The sequence below is a fragment of the Actinomadura sp. B10D3 genome (assembly GCF_039871695.1).
Classification (GTDB): domain Bacteria; phylum Actinomycetota; class Actinomycetes; order Streptosporangiales; family Streptosporangiaceae; genus Spirillospora; species Spirillospora madurae.
Genome location: NZ_JBDPLY010000028.1, coordinates 23,078 through 39,781, shown reverse-complemented (window position 1 = coordinate 39,781; position 16,704 = coordinate 23,078). Strand labels below are relative to the sequence as shown.

14 protein-coding genes are annotated in these 16,704 nt (G+C 71.7%); 5 read left to right on the top strand and 9 right to left on the bottom strand.

The features are described 5' to 3' along the window. The first annotated feature begins 23 nt into the window (after positions 1–23). Positions 24–1,232: an RNA-guided endonuclease TnpB family protein gene (locus ABGB11_RS32305; RefSeq protein WP_347639096.1), complete on the top strand. Its 1,209-nt coding sequence runs from the start codon at positions 24–26 to the stop codon at positions 1,230–1,232. Positions 1,233–1,245: 13 nt separating this feature from the next. Here ABGB11_RS32305 and ABGB11_RS32300 read toward each other — a convergent pair whose 3' ends face one another. The 5 genes from ABGB11_RS32300 to ABGB11_RS32280 form a co-directional block, all read right to left on the bottom strand. Beyond that, on the bottom strand, positions 1,246–2,589 hold the full coding sequence (locus tag ABGB11_RS32300; protein ID WP_347639094.1) for an ABC transporter permease: 1,344 nt from the start codon (positions 2,587–2,589) through the stop codon (positions 1,246–1,248). Beyond that, entirely contained in the window at positions 2,586–4,112 is a 1,527-nt protein-coding gene (locus ABGB11_RS32295) for an ABC transporter ATP-binding protein (RefSeq protein ID WP_347639092.1), read from the bottom strand. The genes ABGB11_RS32300 and ABGB11_RS32295 overlap by 4 nt, the downstream gene beginning before the upstream one ends. Before the next feature lie 209 nt (positions 4,113–4,321). Next, on the bottom strand, positions 4,322–5,377 hold the full coding sequence (locus ABGB11_RS32290) for a BMP family ABC transporter substrate-binding protein (protein ID WP_347639090.1): 1,056 nt from the start codon (positions 5,375–5,377) through the stop codon (positions 4,322–4,324). 301 nt (positions 5,378–5,678) lie between these two features. Further along, entirely contained in the window at positions 5,679–6,920 is a 1,242-nt protein-coding gene (locus tag ABGB11_RS32285; protein ID WP_347639257.1) for an amidohydrolase, read from the bottom strand. A 406-nt stretch (positions 6,921–7,326) separates the two neighbouring features. After that, positions 7,327–8,493 carry a glutamate--cysteine ligase gene (locus ABGB11_RS32280; protein WP_347639088.1) on the bottom strand — a complete coding sequence of 389 codons (1,167 nt, stop codon included), beginning with the start codon at positions 8,491–8,493 and terminating at the stop codon, positions 7,327–7,329. Between the two features lie 484 nt (positions 8,494–8,977). Between ABGB11_RS32280 and ABGB11_RS32275 the strand changes: the two genes are divergently transcribed. Beyond that, complete coding sequence (locus ABGB11_RS32275; protein WP_347639086.1) at positions 8,978–10,201, top strand: D-alanyl-D-alanine carboxypeptidase; 1,224 nt, start codon at positions 8,978–8,980, stop codon at positions 10,199–10,201. Between the two features lie 126 nt (positions 10,202–10,327). Further along, positions 10,328–10,756: a nuclear transport factor 2 family protein gene (locus tag ABGB11_RS32270; RefSeq protein WP_021598684.1), complete on the top strand. Its 429-nt coding sequence runs from the start codon at positions 10,328–10,330 to the stop codon at positions 10,754–10,756. Here ABGB11_RS32270 and ABGB11_RS32265 read toward each other — a convergent pair. The 4 genes from ABGB11_RS32265 to ABGB11_RS32250 all read right to left on the bottom strand — a co-directional run bounded on the left by ABGB11_RS32265 (position 10,726) and on the right by ABGB11_RS32250 (position 14,525). Then, positions 10,726–11,781: a YihY/virulence factor BrkB family protein gene (locus ABGB11_RS32265; protein ID WP_347639084.1), complete on the bottom strand. Its 1,056-nt coding sequence runs from the start codon at positions 11,779–11,781 to the stop codon at positions 10,726–10,728. The two genes, ABGB11_RS32270 and ABGB11_RS32265, sit on opposite strands and share 31 nt — an antisense overlap. Before the next feature lie 94 nt (positions 11,782–11,875). Then, a complete protein-coding gene (locus ABGB11_RS32260) occupies positions 11,876–12,508 on the bottom strand; it encodes a 2'-5' RNA ligase family protein (RefSeq protein WP_347639082.1) in 633 nt (210 codons plus the stop codon). Next, positions 12,498–13,571 carry a tryptophan--tRNA ligase gene (gene trpS, locus ABGB11_RS32255; RefSeq protein WP_347639256.1) on the bottom strand — a complete coding sequence of 358 codons (1,074 nt, stop codon included), beginning with the start codon at positions 13,569–13,571 and terminating at the stop codon, positions 12,498–12,500. Before trpS ends, ABGB11_RS32260 begins: the two co-directional genes overlap by 11 nt. An 18-nt stretch (positions 13,572–13,589) precedes the next feature. After that, positions 13,590–14,525 carry a hemolysin family protein gene (locus tag ABGB11_RS32250; protein ID WP_347639080.1) on the bottom strand — a complete coding sequence of 312 codons (936 nt, stop codon included), beginning with the start codon at positions 14,523–14,525 and terminating at the stop codon, positions 13,590–13,592. A 79-nt stretch (positions 14,526–14,604) separates the two neighbouring features. Between ABGB11_RS32250 and galE the strand changes: the two genes are divergently transcribed. Together galE and galK are read left to right on the top strand one after the other, a co-directional pair. After that, a complete protein-coding gene (galE, locus tag ABGB11_RS32245; protein WP_347639078.1) occupies positions 14,605–15,558 on the top strand; it encodes a UDP-glucose 4-epimerase GalE in 954 nt (317 codons plus the stop codon). Next, positions 15,555–16,691 (top strand): galactokinase, encoded by a 1,137-nt coding sequence (gene galK / locus ABGB11_RS32240; RefSeq protein WP_347639254.1) that lies wholly within the window; start codon positions 15,555–15,557, stop codon positions 16,689–16,691. Before galE ends, galK begins: the two co-directional genes overlap by 4 nt. Positions 16,692–16,704: the final 13 nt, after the last annotated feature.

Below are 16,704 nucleotides of genomic sequence, written 5' to 3'. Positions count from 1 at the left end.
GATCTTGCAATAAAATGTGAGCCATGGCGAGGCAGGTGAAGCGGGCGTTCAAGTACCGTTTCCATCCCACCGATGAGCAGGCAGCGGAGCTGTCGCGCACGTTCGGCTGTGTCCGCCTCGTCTACAACCGGGCGCTGGCGCAACGCACCCATGCCTGGTACACCGAGCGGCGCCGCGCCTCCTACGTTGACACCTCGGCGTGGCTGACGGAATGGAAGAAGACCCAGGAGCTGGGGTTCCTGGGTGAGGTGTCGTCGGTGCCGCTGCAGCAGGCACTGCGGCACTTGCAGGCCGCGTTCGCCGCGTTCTTCGATAAGCGCGCGAAGTATCCGCGTTTCAAGTCGCGCAAGAAGTCCCGGCACAGCGCGGAGTACACCCGGTCGGCGTTCCGCTGGCGGGACGGTGAGCTGACGCTGGCGAAGATGCCCGGACCGCTGGACATCGTGTGGTCGCGTCCCCTTCCGGAGGGGGCGGAGCCATCCACGGTGACAGTGTCCAGGGACGCGGCCGGGCGATGGTTCGTGTCGATCCTCTGCAACGACACCATCCGGCGACTTGACCCCGTGGACCAGGCAGTGGGGGTCGACGCGGGGGTCACTTCGCTGGTGACTCTGTCCAGTGGCGAGAAGGTGACCAACCCCCGGCATGAACGCCGCGACCGGGAACACCTCGCCAAAGCCCATAGGGAGCTGGCACGCAAGGCGAAGGGGTCGGCGAACCGGGACAAGGCCAAGCGGAAGGTCGCCCGGATCCACGCGCGGATCACCGACCGCAGGAGGGACTTCCTGCACAAACTGTCGACTCGACTCGTCCGCGAGAATCAAACGGTCGTGATCGAGGACCTGAACGTCCGCAACATGGCACAAAACCACTCGCTGGCCCGCGCGATCTCGGATGCGGCGTGGCGCCAGTTGCGGACGATGCTGGAGTACAAGGCCGACTGGTACGGCCGTGAACTCGTCGTGATCGACCGGTGGTTCCCCTCCTCCAAGACGTGCTCGCTGTGCGGTGCCACCACCGAGAAGCTGCCCCTCAACACCAGGGAATGGAAATGCAGCTGCGGCGCCCGGCATGACCGGGACGTCAACGCCGCGCGCAACATTCTGGCCGCCGGGCTGGCGGTGTCGGCCTGTGGAGCCGTTGTAAGACCTCAACGGGAGCCCTCCCGGACGGGGCAGTCGGCGACGAAGCAGGAAACCCACGGGGCGACCCGTGGGCTCCCCCGCCTATAGGCAGGAGAGGAGGTCAAGAGGCACTCCCAGCGGCCCGGCGGGCCAGGTCGTGGCCGGTCGCCAGCTCGGCGGCGACGGCCCGCTGCTGCAGCCGGATCTCCCAGCGCCGGACCAGCTCGTACACGATGACGACGGTCAGCACGACCACGCCCTGCATCACGCCGACGATCTCCTTCGGCACGTCCACCTCCTGGAGCACGTCGGAGGTCTGGTCGAGGAACGCGAACAGCAGCGCCGCGAGCGCGATGCCGGCCGGATGGTTGCGGCCGAGCAGCGCGATCGTGATGCCGGTGAAGCCGAGCCCGGCCGGGAAGTTCAGCGAGTACTCGTAGGACGCGCCGAGCAGCTCCGGCATGCCGATCAGCCCGGCCACCACGCCGGACGCCACCATCGTGTAGACGATCATGCGGCGGGCGTTGACGCCGCTGGCCTGCGCGGCCGACGCCGACAGCCCCGACACCTTCAGGTCGAACCCGAACCGGGTGTGGTTGATCACGACCCAGAACACGATCCCGACGAGGATCGCGAGCGGCAGCAGCCCGTACACGTCCCCGGGCAGGTCGATCCCGATGGACGCCAGGAAGCCGTTGAGGCCCCCGACGCGCCCCGACTCGGGGATCTGCGCCGTCGCGACGTTGTTGCTCCCCGGGCGCACCTCCGCGAGCCGCTTGTCGTTCAGCAGGTAGGCGATCAGCCCGGTCGCGATCGCGTTCAGCATGATCGTGGACAGCACCTCGCTGACCCCGCGGGTGACCTTCAGCACGCCCGCGATCGCGGCCCACAGCCCGCCGACCACCATCGCCGCGACGATCACCAGCATCTGGCCGAACGGGGCGGGCAGCGCCACCGCCCCGCCGAGCGCGGCGGCGAGGAACGCGGCGAGCCGGTACTGGCCGTCCACGCCGATGTTCAGCAGCGCCATCCGGAAGCCGATCGCCACCGCGACCGCCGACAGGTAGTAGCGGGTGGCGCGGTTGAGGATGTCGACGATCGAGTTCTCGGTGGTGCCGTACTCGACCATGCTCTGGATCGAGCTGACCGGGTCGGCGCCGGTGATCCGCAGCAGGATCATCGTGATGCCGAGGGAGATCAGCAGCGCCAGCACCGGCGCGCCGACCTTCAGGCCGAGCCCCTGCGGGCCGAGCCCGCGCAGCATCGCCTTCCAGGACGGCACGGGCTCCGGGGCGCCCGCCGGCGGCCCCGCCTTCGCGATCTTCACGCCGCCGCCGTTGCCGCCGCCGTTGCCGGACGACCCCGCGGCGGGCGCGTCCGTGGGCCCGTCCTTGGCCGCGTCCTTGGGCTCGCCCTTGGGTTCGTCGTCGCCGGGCGGCGGCGTGTCCTTCGGGTCGTCGCTCATGAGGGTGCTCCGGCGCCGGTCATGGCGGAGCCGAGCTCCTCGGGGGTGACGGTCCGCGGATCGACCTCCGCGACCAGCCGCCCCCGCAGGATCACGTGCAGGGTGTCGGACATACCGATGAGTTCCTCAAGATCGGCGCTGATCAGCAGCACGGCCAGCCCGTCCGCGCGGGCCTGCCGCAGGTACTCCCAGATGGCGGCCTGGGCACCGACGTCGATGCCGCGGGTCGGGTGCGCGGCGATGAGCAGGTGCGGGTCGCCGGACATCTCCCGCCCGACGATCAGCTTCTGCTGGTTGCCGCCCGACAGCGCGGCGGCGGGCACGTCGATCCCGGGCGTCCGCACGTCGTAGGCCCGGACGATCCGGGTGGTGTCGCGGCGGGCGCCGCGCCGGTCGACCCACGGGCCGCGGACGTTGGGCCGCTGGGTCTGGTGGCCCAGCATGCGGTTCTCCCAGAGCGTCCCCTCCAGAACCAGCCCGTGCCGGTGCCGGTCCTCGGGGATGTAGGCGATGCCGGCCTCGCGGCGCCGCCGCGTCGGCCACGACGTGATGTCGTCGCTTCCGTACTGGATGGTTCCGGCGTCGGCGTGCCGGATGCCCATGATCGCTTCGATGAGCTCGGTCTGCCCGTTGCCCTCGACGCCGGCCAGCCCGACGATCTCGCCGCGGCGGATGCGCAGCGACACGTCGTCCACCACGGCGCGGCCCTCGGGGGTGAGCACGGTCAGCCCGGCGACGTCCAGCTGGACGTCCTCGGTGACGGTCGACTCGCGCAGCTCGGGGGTGGGCAGCTCCGACCCGACCATCAGCTCGGCCAGCCGCCGGGACGTGATCTCCTCCGGGTCGAGCCGCGTCGCGACCGTCGTGCCGCGGCGGATCACCGAGATCGTGTCGGCGACGGTGAGCACCTCGTCCAGCTTGTGCGAGATGAACAGCACGGTCAGGCCCTCGGCGCGCAGCTCCCGCAGGTTGCCGAACAGCTCCTCGACCTCCTGCGGGACGAGGACCGCGGTCGGTTCGTCCAGGATCAGCACGCGGGCGCCCCGGTACAGCACCTTGAGGATCTCCACGCGCTGCCGGTCGCCGACGCCGAGCGTCTCGACCAGCACGTCGGGGTCGACGCGCAGCCCGTACGCCTCCGACATCTCCTTGATCTTGGCGCGCGCGGCGCGGAAGTCGATGCCGAGGACGCCGCGAGGCTCGGCGCCGAGGATCACGTTCTCCAGGACGGTCAGGTTGTCGGCCAGCTTGAAGTGCTGGTGGACCATGCCGATGCCGCGGCCGATCGCGTCCGCCGGGGTCCGGAAGTGGACCTGCGTTCCGTCGACCTCGATGGTGCCCTCGTCCGGCTTCTGCATCCCGTAGAGGATCTTCATCAGCGTGGACTTGCCGGCGCCGTTCTCCCCGCAGAGCGCGTGCACCTCGCCGCGCTCGATGGTGAGGTTGATGTCGCGGTTGGCCACCACTCCGGGGAACCGCTTGGTGATCGATGTCAGCCGCACGGCCGGCACCTGGTCAGGCACGAGTGCCCCTCCTCCTGCCTCGAACGTGCTGTCTGCGGACGCGTCCGCCGTCCGGACGTGCCGTGGAACGGGCCTGCTGCGAAACGGCCGGGACGTGCCGTCGCACCGGGCGCCACCCGTGAGGGTGACGCCCGGTGCGCAATTACGGCCGGGCGAAACCGGCCCGTCACGTCACCGCGCGGGAGGACTCCCGCACCCCGGCCGCGGCGTCAGGCCTTGGTCGGGACCGTGATCTTGCCGCTGACGATGTCGGCCTTCAACTCGTCCAGCTTGGCCTTGATGTCGTCCACGTGGCCGCCGGACGTGGCGTAGCCGATGCCGTCGTTGCTCAGGTTGTACTGCTTGGTGCCGCCCTTGAAGGAACCGTTGGCGACGCTCTCGACGAAGTCGTACACCGCGACGTCCACGTGCTTCTCCATGGACGTCAGGATGTGGTCCTTGACGCCGGCGACCGCGGGCTGGTTGTACTGGTCGGAGTCGACCCCGATCGCCCACTTCTTGGCCGCGCCGACGGTCTTGATGACGCCGATGCCCGCGCCGCCCGCCGCGTGGTAGATCACGTCGGCGTTCTGGTCGAGCTGGCCCTTGGCGGCCTCGTTGCCGAGACCGGCGTCCTTGAAGCCGTTGAAGTTCGGCGGCTGCGTCAGGTACTTGGCCGGCAGCACCTTGATGCCCGGCTTGGCCTTCTTCGCGCCGGCCTGGTACCCGGCGAAGAACTTGTTGATCAGCGGCACGTTGACGCCGCCGATGAACCCGATCGTGCCGGTCTTGGACTTCAGCGCCGCGGCGGCGCCGACGAGGTAGGACCCCTGCTCCTCGGCGAAGCAGGCGCCGCTGACGTTCGCGCCCTCGACCTTGCACTGGTCGGCGTCCACGACCAGGAACTTGGTGTTCGGGAAGTCCTTGGCGACCTTGTTGATCGAGGCGGTGTAGGCGAAGCCGACGCCGATCACCGGGTTGTAGCCCTTGTTCGCCAGCAGCCGCAGGCGGGACTCCTTGTCGGAGTCCGGCTCGTCCGGCTTGGCGGAGATCTCCTCGGTCTGGACGTTCAGGTCCTTCTTGGCCTTGTCGAGGCCCGCGGCGGCCGAGTCGTTGAAGGACTGGTCACCGCGGCCGCCGATGTCGAAGGCCAGGCCGATCTTGAGGGTCTTCTTCCCGCCCTCGTCACCACCGGTGTCCGCCTTCTTGCCTCCGCACGCGGATGCGCTGAACGTCAGCGCCGCACCCGTCACGGTGACGAGCGTAATCTTCAGTCCACGGCGCAAGGTAGCGCTCCTTCCGTTCCCCACCCACGGTCCGGCGACCGGTCCGGTCACCGAAATCGATCGGACGCTACCTCGCGAATGCGGGCAAACTTCCCGCCTGCACGGATTCGCAACAGGTCCGTTACCAATGCGTACGCATATCGCCACAGGTCAGCGCCCCGGTCGGCGCCGCGGTCCGGGGTGCCGGACCGCGGCACCCGAGGGTAGCCGAGGGGACGGGGAGCCGCGCCGCGCCGCTACTCCCGGTGATCGACGGGGCGTGATCAAGCCGGGGACCAGGCACGAGACGCGGAAACGGGGGTCAGGCGAGCGCGGCGCCCTCGATCGGCTCGGCGTCGCCGGGACGGCCGCCCTCCCACAGCGCGGTCAGCGCGGTGGCGCTCAGCACACGGACGCCCACGGCGACGCACCGCTCGTCGACGTCGAAGTCGCCGCGGTGCAGGTCGTACTCGCCGGGGGAACCCGGGGTGCGCACGCCGAGCCGGGCCAGCGCCCCGGGGATCGACTCCAGGTACCAGCCGAAGTCCTCGCCGCCGAGGCTCTGCGGGGTCGGGACGACGCCGTCCTCGTCCATCACCTGCGCGGCGGCGTCCCGGAACATCTGCACGCTGGCCGCCTCGTTCACGGTCGGCGGGACGCCCCGGACGTACTCCAGCGACGCCTCGACGTCGTAGGCGGCGGCGACCGACTGCAGCAGCGCCTTCATCATCTCCGGCGCCCGGTGCCACGCCTCGTCGTCCAGGCACCGCACGGTGCCCTCCGCGATCCCGTCGTCCGGGATGGCGTTGGCGACGGACCCGGCCGAGACCCGCCCCCACACCAGCGACAGGCTGGAGCGCGGGTCGACGCGCCGGGACAGCGCGGACGGCAGCTCGGTGACGATCTTGGCGAGCGCGTAGACGAGGTCGGCGGTCAGGTGCGGCCGGGCGGTGTGCCCGCCGGGGCCGGTGACCTTCACGTACACCTTGTCGCAGGCCGCGGTGATCGGGCCGGTGCGCAACCCGAGCTGGCCGACCTCGATGCGGGGGTCGCAGTGCAGCGCGAACGCGCGGTCGACGCCCGCGATGCCGCCGGCGGCCATCACGTCCAGCGCGCCGCCCGGGGTCTCCTCGGCGGGCTGGAACAGCAGCCGGACCCGGCCGGGCAGCAGCCCCGCCTCGGCCTGCTGCGCCAGGAACAGGCCCGCGCCCAGCACCATCGCGGTGTGGACGTCGTGGCCGCACGCGTGCGCCACGCCCGGGACCGTGGACCGGTACTCCACGCCCTCCTTCTCGTCCTGCAGCGGGAGCGCGTCGATGTCGGCCCGCAGCGCAACGGTCGTGCCCTCGGCGGGGCCGATATCGCAGAACAGGCCGGTGCCCTTCGGCAGGATCACCGGCTCCAGGCCCGCCGCGCGGAGCCGGTCGGCGAGCTTCTTCGTCGTGCGGTGCTCGGCGTAGCCCAGCTCGGGGTGCATGTGCAGGTCGCGGCGGAACGCGATCAGCTCTTCCTCGTGCTCGCCGAGGAACGCGTCGAGCTGCGGCTGGAGCACGGCGCCGCCCAGCACGGAGGGGATGCGCGGAACGCCCGGCACGGCGGGGCCGGCCTGCTCCTCCTCGGCGCCCTCCGACACCGCGCCCTGCGGCGCCGGGCTCTGCGGCAGGGCGTTCTGCCGCAGGGCGTCCTGAGGCGGGGCGCCCGGTGTCACTGCGGCCCGCAATCCGGCCTCGCCGGGCAGGTCGCGGCCCTCGGGGCCCGCGGGTCCCGGGGCGGTGGGTGGTTCAAGGCCGGGCATCACCCCGGGTCCCGGTTGGGTCATGTGCGCCCCCTGCGCGACGGCGGAACCGAACGGAGTCCGTCCGGTGATCCGCTTGTTGTCGTGAACCTTCTCGTTGTCCGCCGGGCCTCTGCCGGCGGGACCGGCGTCCGCGGGACCGGCGGTCGCGGGGTCGGCCGTGCGCTCCGGCTCCTCAGGCTCCGGCATGTGCGACCTCCCCCAGTGTGACGAACCTGTCCTCCGCGAGCTCGGTGATCGCCGCGTCGACGATGTTCTCCAGCGTCCCGCCCTCGGCGCGGATCGCGCGCTGCCGCTCGTACGGGGCGCCGTGCTCCAGTACCTCGCCCGCGACCTTCAGCTCCTCAGCGCACCCGAGCCGGTCGGCCACCGGTTCGAGCTCCCTGATCAGCTCGTACAGGTCGTCGCGGAGCGGCGCGGTGTTCCCGGCGTCATCGGTGATCACGATGGCGTCGAGCCCGTACCGGGTGGCGCGCCACTTGTTGTCGCGCACCACCCATGCCGCCGGCCGCGGGAGGGTGTAGCCGCGGTCGAGCTGCTGCTCGAAGAGCGTGACGAGACTCTGGCACAGCGCGGCGGCCATGCCCACCTCTCGCAGGGTGGGAATCCCGTCGAACATCCTGATCTCGACCGTGCCGAAGTCGGGATGCGGGCGGATGTCCCACCAGACTTCTTTGATGCTCCGTATGGTTCCCGAACGCATCAGCGTGTCCATGTAATCCTCGAACGCCGCCCAGTCGTCCAGCAGGTGGGGCGGCCCGGCCGTCGGAAGCTGGCCGAAGACCACCGCCCGGCAGGACGCGAGGCCGGTGTCGCTGCCGGTCCAGAACGGGCTGGACGCGGTGAGCGCGAGGAAGTGCGGAAGGTAGGACGAGAGCGCGTTGACGATCGGGATCGCCTTGGCGCCGTCGGAGACGCCGACGTGGACGTGAACGCCGAACGTCTGGATGCGCCGCGCCAGCCACTGCATCTCCTCGATCAGCTGGGCGTAGCGCCGCATCGGCGCCATCACCGCGTCCCGCCAGTCGCTGATCGGATGGGTGCCGGTGCAGGCGAGCGCGAGACCGCGCTCGGCGGCGGCGGCGCGGAGGGTGGACAGCGTCCCGGAGAGGTCGGCCTTGGCCTCGCCCACGGTGTCGCAGATTCCGGTCACGACCTCGACCATCGACTCCATCAGCTCGTGGCGGACGCGCGGGTTGTCGCCGTCCTCGCTGAGCGCGGGCAGGGCGGCGAGCACCTCGCGTGCGTCCTGCCGCAGGTGCCTGGTCTCCGCATCGACGAGCTGGATCTCCCACTCGACGCCGAGCGTCGCGCCGTTCGAAGCGGTGAAGTCAATGGCCACGGCCAACCTCCGTCCACAATCCTTGCAGGTCGTTGCGTGGCACGTGGCGCTATTCAGCCAGCGGGTCCTTAAGCCTGGACAAACGCCGGTCCAGGTCACGTGTTCACTCCATGATGGCGCCCGTGCCCGCCACCCTGCCGGGGGTCCATGCCCTTTGCGGGTCAATTGACTCATGCGGACGGTCGGCGGGCGGGTGGGGGTCGTACTTTTCGGTCATCGATCTTGCGGGTGACACCACTAGATCGAACTAGTTAGCCCGTCCCAAAATACCGTCCGTGACTGGCTGTTACCACACCGGGGTGCCCCTTACGTACCGTGAGATCCCCTGTGCCCCTCGGGTCGCGTTCTGTCCCGTGCTTGCCGTCTTCGCGTCCGGGTACCCCTTCGCCGGATACGTCGCCTAGTCTTCGGGGGAGTCATGGGCGTTGGGCGCATTGGCGCCGGGAGCGATGGAGCTTCCGTGGAAACGAGGAGCGTCGGTAGCTTGCGACCACAGCGACGAGGGCCGTCCGGCGTCCGCCACGGCCTGACCGTGTTCACGGTACCGATCGCCGCCGCCTCGCTGGCGGCCGCACCGGCCTTCGTCGCCGCACCCGCGGCGGCGCGGACGCGGGCCACCGCGCCCGAGCCGGTCGGCGGGCCGCAGCTGGCGACCCGCGGCATCGTCGCCGGGAAGGCCCCCGGCGTGCCCGCGCCGCCGAGGATCAAGGCGGCCTCGTACCTGATCGCGGACGCCGACACGGGCCAGGTCCTGGCCGCCAAGGACCCGCACGGGCGCTACCTGCCGGCGAGCACGCTGAAGACGCTCACCGCGCTGACGCTCGTTCCCAAGCTCGACCCGAACCAGCTCGTCCGTCCGTCGCAGAAGGCGTGCGACGTCGAGGGCACCAAGGTCGGGCTCACGCCCAAGATGCGCTACAAAATCTCCGACCTGTTCCACGCGCTGCTGATGATGTCGGCCAACGACGCGGCGGTGACGCTGGCCGAGGCGGCCGGCGGGATGAAGAAGACCCTCGGCGCGATGAACGCCGAGGCCAAGCGGATCAACGCCCACGACACCCTCGCCGGGTCGCCGAACGGGCTGGACAAGGACCTCGGGCTCAGCGTCCGGACGCAGCACACCTCCGCCTACGACCTCGCGCTGATCCTGCGCGAGGGGATGAAGAACCCGCAGTACCGCGCCTACATGCAGGCGATCGACCACAAGTTCCCGGCGCCGCCGACCAAGAAGGAGCGCAAGAAGGGCAAGAAGGTCGGCGGGTACCCGATCCACACGCACAACCGCATGCTGCCGGGCGAGCGGCACGCCTACCCGGGCATGCTCGGCGGCAAGAACGGCTACACGATCGCCGCGCGGCAGACCTTCGTCGCCGAGGCGCGGCGCGGCGGCCACACCATCGTGATCTCGCTCATGCGGGCCGACCAGCAGCCGTCCGCGTACGCCGCCAAGCTGCTCGACTGGGGCTTCGCCGCCCGCGGCAAGGTCCAGCCGGTGGGCACGCTGGTGCCGCCGGAGCAGGCCGAGAAGACCGGCAAGCGGGACTCCGGCGTCCTGCCCGACGCCCCGCTCGCCTCGGACGACTCGTCCCGCCGCCGGCTGCTCGTCGGCGGCGGCGCGGTCGGCGCGCTGCTCGCGATCACCGCGCTGTTCGTGGTGCTGCGGCGGCGGCGCCGGCTGGAGACGGCCCGCCAGGGAACCGGCCGGTAAAGCTTCCCTCACCGCCCGCCCCGGGTCTGGCCGGGGCGGGTTCGGCGGGCTTACGCTCGCGGTGGCGCCGGTGACCTCGCCGCTGCCGCGAGACGGCGGACCGGTGCCGCGGGAGGAAACGGCGCCATGTCCGACTTGTACGTCACCGCGCCCGGCGTGTCCGCCCTCGAGCATCCGAACGTGACGCTGCTGAAGGACGGCTACACGGCCTTCGCCAAGGGCGACATGGAACTCATCCGCGGGCTGCTCGCCGACGACGTCGTGCACCGCGTCCCCGGGCGCGGGCCGATCTGCGGGGAGTACCGGACGCCCGAGGAGGTCCTCGGCTTCTACGTCCGGCTGTTCGAGCTGTCCGGCGGGACGTTCCGCGCCGAGCCGTACTCGGTGATGGCCGACGACGAGTACGGCGCGGCCCTCGTGCAGACCTACGCCGAGCGCCCGGGACGGGTCCTGGACGGCCGCGCGGTCGACCTGTTCCGCATCCGGGACGGGAAGATCACCGAGATCCGGACGCTGGCGGAGGATCAGTACGCCGACGACGCCTTCTGGTCCTGAGCCGCCTTCCGGTCCTGAGGTGCCTCCTGGTCCTGAGACGCCTCCTGGTCCCGAGACGCCTCCTGGTCCTGAGGTACGTCGGCGGGATCGGTCCGGTTCTCCGGGTCGGCGGCGTCGGCGGTGAGGACGACGCGGCGGGTCGCCGTCCAGGCGGCGACGAACAGCGCGAACCGGGACGCCACGTTGATCCACACCATCAGCCCGACCAGCACGGCGAACGTGCCGTAGACGGGGTTCCCGGTCGTCCGGCCGACCAGCAGCGCCGCGATCTGCTTGAGGACCTCGAAGCCGACCGCGCCGAACAGCGCGCCGCGGATGATCCGCCGCCACGGCGCCCGCGTCCCCGAGAGCCGGGTGAACAGCACCAGGAAGACCACGGTGTCGAAGAAGATCGCGCAGGCCACCGACAGCAGCCGCAGCCCCGTGCCGGCGCCGGGGACGTCCTGCAGCCCCCACCAGTCGAGCACGGTGTGGGTGGCGGACGTCGTGACGGTCGTGACCGCCATGCCGCAGACGAGGATCAGGCCGAGGAAGCCCAGCACGCCGAGGTCCCACAGCCGTTTGAGGAAGAAGTTGCCGCCGCCGGTCGGCTCGTTGCCCCACATGTCGCGCAGGGACTCGCGCAGCACCTGCACCCACCCCTGCCCGGTGATCAGCAGCGCGACCAGGCCGAAGACCCCGACGGTCGTCTTGGACCGGGCGATCTGCTCGACGTCGAGCTGGTCGGCGAGCCCCGGCAGCTGCGAGCTGATCGCCCGCACGAAGTAGTCGCGGGCCTCGTCGCTGACCCCGACGAGGTAGCCGAGCAGCGCGTACGCCAGCGCCAGGAGCGGGAAGAACGACAGGAACGCGTAGCACGTGAGGGCGGCGGCGAGCCTTTCGCCGCGGCGGTCCTGGTACCGCTCCAGCGCGCGGACCTGGTGGTCGAACCACGGGCGGCGCTCCCGCATGGTGCGCAGCAGGTCTTTTCCCTTGCCGAACAGAGACTCGCTCTGCCGCCGCACTTTGCCGATCACCTGCCGCATGCACGCAACGTACCCGGGTGAGGCCCGTCGAAGCGGCGGACCGTAATCATCCGTTCAACACAGCGTTTTCCGGGAGGGGTCCCGGTGGCGTCCGTCAGCGCCTGGGCGAGCGGACGACGCCGTTCCCGAAGATGAAGTCGCACTCCGGACGCCACACGCCGTCCGGCCCGTGCTCGTAGAGGGAGAACCCCCACGCCTCGAAGTCGGCGCTGTACCCGGCGAGCTGCTTGAACGCCCGGTCCATGACGTCGTCGGGCAGGTGGTGGGCGATGGTGACGTGCGGGTGGTACGGGAACGGCAGCGGCCGGGCGAGCGGGCCCGACAGAACCTTCGCCTGGACGCGCTCGCAGCCGCCGATCCCTTCGGCGAGCGCCACGAACACCACCGGCGACACCGGCCGGAACGTTCCGCTGCCGCGCAATCTGATCGGGAACGGGGTCTCGGCGCGCGCGACGCCCAGCAGATGCCTCTCGATGGCGCCCAGGTCGGCCTCGCGCACGACGGTCGGCGGCAGCAGCGTGATGTGCGTCGGGATCGCGTGGGCGAGCGGATCGCCGAACGAGGCGCGCTTGGCCTGCAGGAACGAGCCGTGCGGGTCGGGGATGGGAATGGCGACGCCGATCGTGCGCGTCCCCTCGCCGGCGGCCGCGACCGCGCCGCCCGTCGCGGAGGGCGCCTCGGGCGGGCCCTCCGCGCCGGCGTCGCGCGGGGGACGGTCAGCGACCACGTCCCACGAATCCCACCCGTTCGCGCACGGTCTCCATCGTCCCGGCGGCGACCTCGGAGGCGCGCCGGGCGCCCTGCGCGAGGAGCCGGTCCAGCTGCTCCTCGTCGTCCAGCAGTTTCAGCGTGCGCTCCCTGATCGGCGTGAACGTGTCGAGGACGACCTGTGCGAGGTCCTTCTTGAACTGCCCGTACCCGGAGCCCTCGTACCGGCGTTCCAGGTCGGGGACGGGGGTACCCTCCAGCGCGGAGAAGATCCGCAGCAGGTTGGTGACGCCGGCCTTCTTCTCCTCGTCGTAGACGATCTCGGTGCCGGTGTCGGTGACCGCGCGCATGATCTTCTTGCGCATCGGGCCGGGCTCCTCCAGCACGTCGATGATCCCCTGCGGGGAGGACGCGGACTTGCTCATCTTCGCGTCCGGCTCCTGGAGGTCGGTGATCTTCGCGGCGCCCTCGGGGATGTGCGCCTCCGGCGGCACGAAGGTGTCGCCGAACCGGTGGTTGAACCGCTGCGCGAGCGTGCGGGTCAGCTCCAGGTGCTGCCGCTGGTCCTCGCCGACCGGGACGCGCAGCGCGCGCTTCTCCCGGGTGGGGTGGGGCGAGTACAGCAGGATGTCGGCGGCCTGCAGGATCGGGTAGGTGAACAGGCCGACGCTGGTGCCGGCGGTGCCCTGCTTGGACGACTTGTCCTTGAACTGGGTCATCCGGCCGGCCTCGCCGAACCCGGTGAGGCAGCTGAGCACCCACGCCAGCTCCGCGTGCTCGGGGACGTGGCTCTGCACGAACACGGTGGCGCGCTCGGGGTCGAGGCCCATCGCGAGGAGCTGCGCGACGGCGACCTTCGTCCGGCGGCGCAGCAGCGCGGGGTCGTGCTCCACGGTGATGGCGTGCAGGTCGACCACGCAGTAGAACGCGTCGTGCGTGTCCTGCATCGAGACCCACTGCCGCAGCGCGCCCAGATAGTTGCCGAGGTGGAACGAGTCGGCGGTGGGCTGGATGCCGGACAGCACGCGCGGCTTGGCCGCGGCCGTTCCGGCGGACGCTTCGGGGCGGGGCGCTTCGGGCATGTGCACGGACCGATTCTCTCAGGTGTCGCTTGCGGTTCCGCCGCCGGTGGCCCCTCCGGTGACCGCGGCCTGCGGCGCCACGCGCGGCATGACGCGCACGCGGGCCACCCGCCGGCCGTCCATCCGGGCCACCGCGAGGCGGCGGCCCCCGGCCTCCACCGAGTCGCCCTCGGCGGGCACCCGGCGCAGCACCGCCATGATGTGCCCGGCGACCGTCTCGTACGGCCCGGCCGGCAGCCGGATGCCGGTCTCGGCGGCGAAGTCGTCCAGGTTGAGCAGGCCGTCGACCTCGACCACCCCGCCGTGCAGGCGGCGTGCCTGCGCGTCCTGCACATCATATTCGTCGCGGATGTCGCCGATCAGCTCCTCCAGCAGGTCCTCCAGCGTGACGATCCCGGCGACGCCGCCGTACTCGTCCATGACGATCGCCAGGTGGCAGCCCTCGCGGCGCATCTCGGTCAGGGCCGGCAGCACCCGCTTGGACGACGGCAGGAACTTCACCGGCCGCACGAGGGCGCCCACCGGCGCGTCCCCGTCCGGCGCGTCGGGGGCCAGCAGGTCGCGGATGTGCACGAAGCCGATCACCTCGTCGTGGGAGCTGCGGCAGACGGGGAACCGGGAGTGCGGGCTGCCCGACGCGGCGCGCGCGGCGGTCGTGAGCGGCAGCGCCGCGTCCAGGAACACCACCTCGGTGCGCGGCACGAGGACCTCCCGCAGCGGCCGCTCCCCCGCCGCGAACACCTCCCCGATCAGCGCCCGCTCGTCGGCGGTGAGCTGGGTGTTCTCCGCCACGAGGGCGCGCATCCGCTCCGCGGTGAGCTCCTCGCGCAGCGCGTGCGGGTCACCGCCCGACAGCCGCACGACGAGGTCGGTCGAACTCGACAGCAGCCACACCAGGGGCCGCGCCAGGGTGCGCGCGGGCCTCCCGGGCGGCCGGGGCGGCGTCCGGTCCATGGGTTCAGCCTTCCCCGTTCGGCGTTCCGGATAGCCTGGTCCCACCCCGCCGTCCGAGACTCTTCGTGGAGGTCCGTCAGTGAAGCTGCTCGTCACCGGAGGCGCCGGCTACGTCGGCAGCGTCGTCTCCGCTCTGCTCCTGGAGGCGGGACACGAGGTCGTCGTCCTGGACGACCTGTCCACCGGCCACGAGGACGCGGTCCCGGACGGCGCCCGGCTCGTCCGCGGCACGCTGCGCGACCGGGCGGCGGACGTCCTCGGCGGCGCCGGGTTCGAGGCGGTGCTGCACTTCGCCGCCAAGTCGCTCGTCGGCGAGTCCGTCGAGAAGCCCGGCCTGTACTGGGACAAGAACCTCGGCGAGTCGCTGGCCCTGCTGGAGGCGATGCGCGTCGCGGGCGTCCCGCGGATCGTGTTCTCCTCCACGGCCGCGACCTACGGCGAGCCAGAGTCGACGCCGATCCTGGAGACGGACCCGACCCGCCCCACCAACCCGTACGGCGCGTCCAAGCTGGCGATCGACACGGCGCTGGCCGAGTACGCGCGGCTGCACGGCATCGGCGGGGTGTCGCTGCGGTACTTCAACGTCGCGGGCGCCCACGGGCGGCACGGCGAGCGGCACACGGTCGAGACCCACCTGATCCCGAACGTGCTGAAGATCGCGCTGGGCGACGGCGACACGGTGCGGATGTTCGGCGACGACTACCCGACGCCGGACGGCACCTGCATCCGCGACTACATCCACGTCACCGACCTCGGCCGCGCGCACCTGCTCGCGCTGGACGCGTGCGCCCCGGGCACGCACCAGGTCTTCAACCTGGGCAGCGGCACCGGCAACTCCGTCCGGGAGGTCGTCGAGGTCTGCCGCGAGGTCACCGGCCGCGAGATCCCGGCCGAGGTGGCGCCGCGCCGCGCCGGCGACCCGGCCGTGCTGGTCGCCTCGTCGGAGAAGATCCAGGCCGAGCTCGGCTGGAAGCCCGAGCGCGATCTGCGCGCCATGATCGATGACGCGTGGACCTTCCTGCGCTCGCGATGATCGAGGCGTTCCGCGAGGCGTTCGGGCGCGCGCCCGAGGGCGTCTGGCACGCGCCCGGCCGGGTCAACCTGATCGGTGAGCACACCGACTACAACGACGGTTTCGTGCTGCCGTTCGCCATGTCCCTCGGCGTCTCGGTGGCCGCGGCCCGGCGCGACGACGGCATGGTCGAGGTCCGGTCGCGGCAGGCCGCCACCGCCGTCACCGCCCCCGTGGCGGGCGGGACGGTCGTCTCCGAGAACTGGCCGCCCGACCGGGCCTGGGCGGCCTACCCGGTCGGCGTCGCCCGCGTGCTGCGCGAGCACGGCACCGGCGGCGCGTCCCTGCTGATCGACTCCGACCTGCCGCAGGGCGCCGGGCTGTCGTCGTCCGCCGCGCTGGAGTGCGCGACGGCGCTCGCGCTGTGCGACCTGCACGGCGTCCGCATCGACCGCCCGGCCCTCGCCCGGCTCGCGCAACGCGCCGAGAACGAGCAGGTCGGCATGCCGTGCGGGCTGATGGACCAGTCGGCGTCCCTGCTGTGCACGGCCGGCCACGCGCTGATGCTCGACTGCCGCAGCGAGCTGTCGGCGCAGGTCCCGTTCGACCCGGCCGCCTCGGACATGACCCTGCTGGTGGTCGATACGCGCGCCTCGCACACCCACTCCGGCGGCGACTACGGCCGCCGCCGCGCCGAGTGCGAGGAGGCCGCGTCCCTCCTCGGCGTGGACGCCCTCCGCGACGTGAAGGACCTCGCCACCGCCCTCGGGACGCTGGACGATCCCACCCTGCGCCGCCGCGTCCAGCACGTCGTCACCGAGAACCACCGCGTCGAGGCCACCGTCGGCCTGCTGCACGCGGGCGCCCTTCCCGAGCTCGGCGCGATGCTCAACGCCTCGCACCTCTCGCTGCGCGACCAGTTCGAGGTCTCCTGGCCCGAGGCCGACACGGCCGTCGACGCCGCGCTGCGCGCCGGCGCCCGCGGCGGCCGCATGGTGGGCGGCGGCTTCGGCGGCTCGGTCATCGTGCTGGCCCCCGTGTCCCGCGCCGCCGCGGTGCAGGACGCGATCATCGCGGCGTACGAGAAGCGCTCCTGGACGGCGCCCACGTTCCTGGAGGCCACCCCCTCGGCAGGCGCCCGCCGCCTGCACTGACCGGCCAGGGGCG

What these genes read in the sequence shown, in the direction of transcription:
- ABGB11_RS32305 (WP_347639096.1), top strand. Translation starts at nt 24, where the DNA reads ATGGCGAGGCAGGTGAAGCGGGCGTTCAAGTACCGTTTCCATCCCACC.
- ABGB11_RS32250 (WP_347639080.1), bottom strand. Translation starts at nt 14,525, where the DNA reads ATGGACCGGACGCCGCCCCGGCCGCCCGGGAGGCCCGCGCGCACCCTG.
- galK (WP_347639254.1), top strand. Translation starts at nt 15,555, where the DNA reads ATGATCGAGGCGTTCCGCGAGGCGTTCGGGCGCGCGCCCGAGGGCGTC.
- ABGB11_RS32300 (WP_347639094.1), bottom strand. Translation starts at nt 2,589, where the DNA reads ATGAGCGACGACCCGAAGGACACGCCGCCGCCCGGCGACGACGAACCC.
- ABGB11_RS32265 (WP_347639084.1), bottom strand. Translation starts at nt 11,781, where the DNA reads ATGCGGCAGGTGATCGGCAAAGTGCGGCGGCAGAGCGAGTCTCTGTTC.
- ABGB11_RS32270 (WP_021598684.1), top strand. Translation starts at nt 10,328, where the DNA reads ATGTCCGACTTGTACGTCACCGCGCCCGGCGTGTCCGCCCTCGAGCAT.
- trpS (WP_347639256.1), bottom strand. Translation starts at nt 13,571, where the DNA reads ATGCCCGAAGCGCCCCGCCCCGAAGCGTCCGCCGGAACGGCCGCGGCC.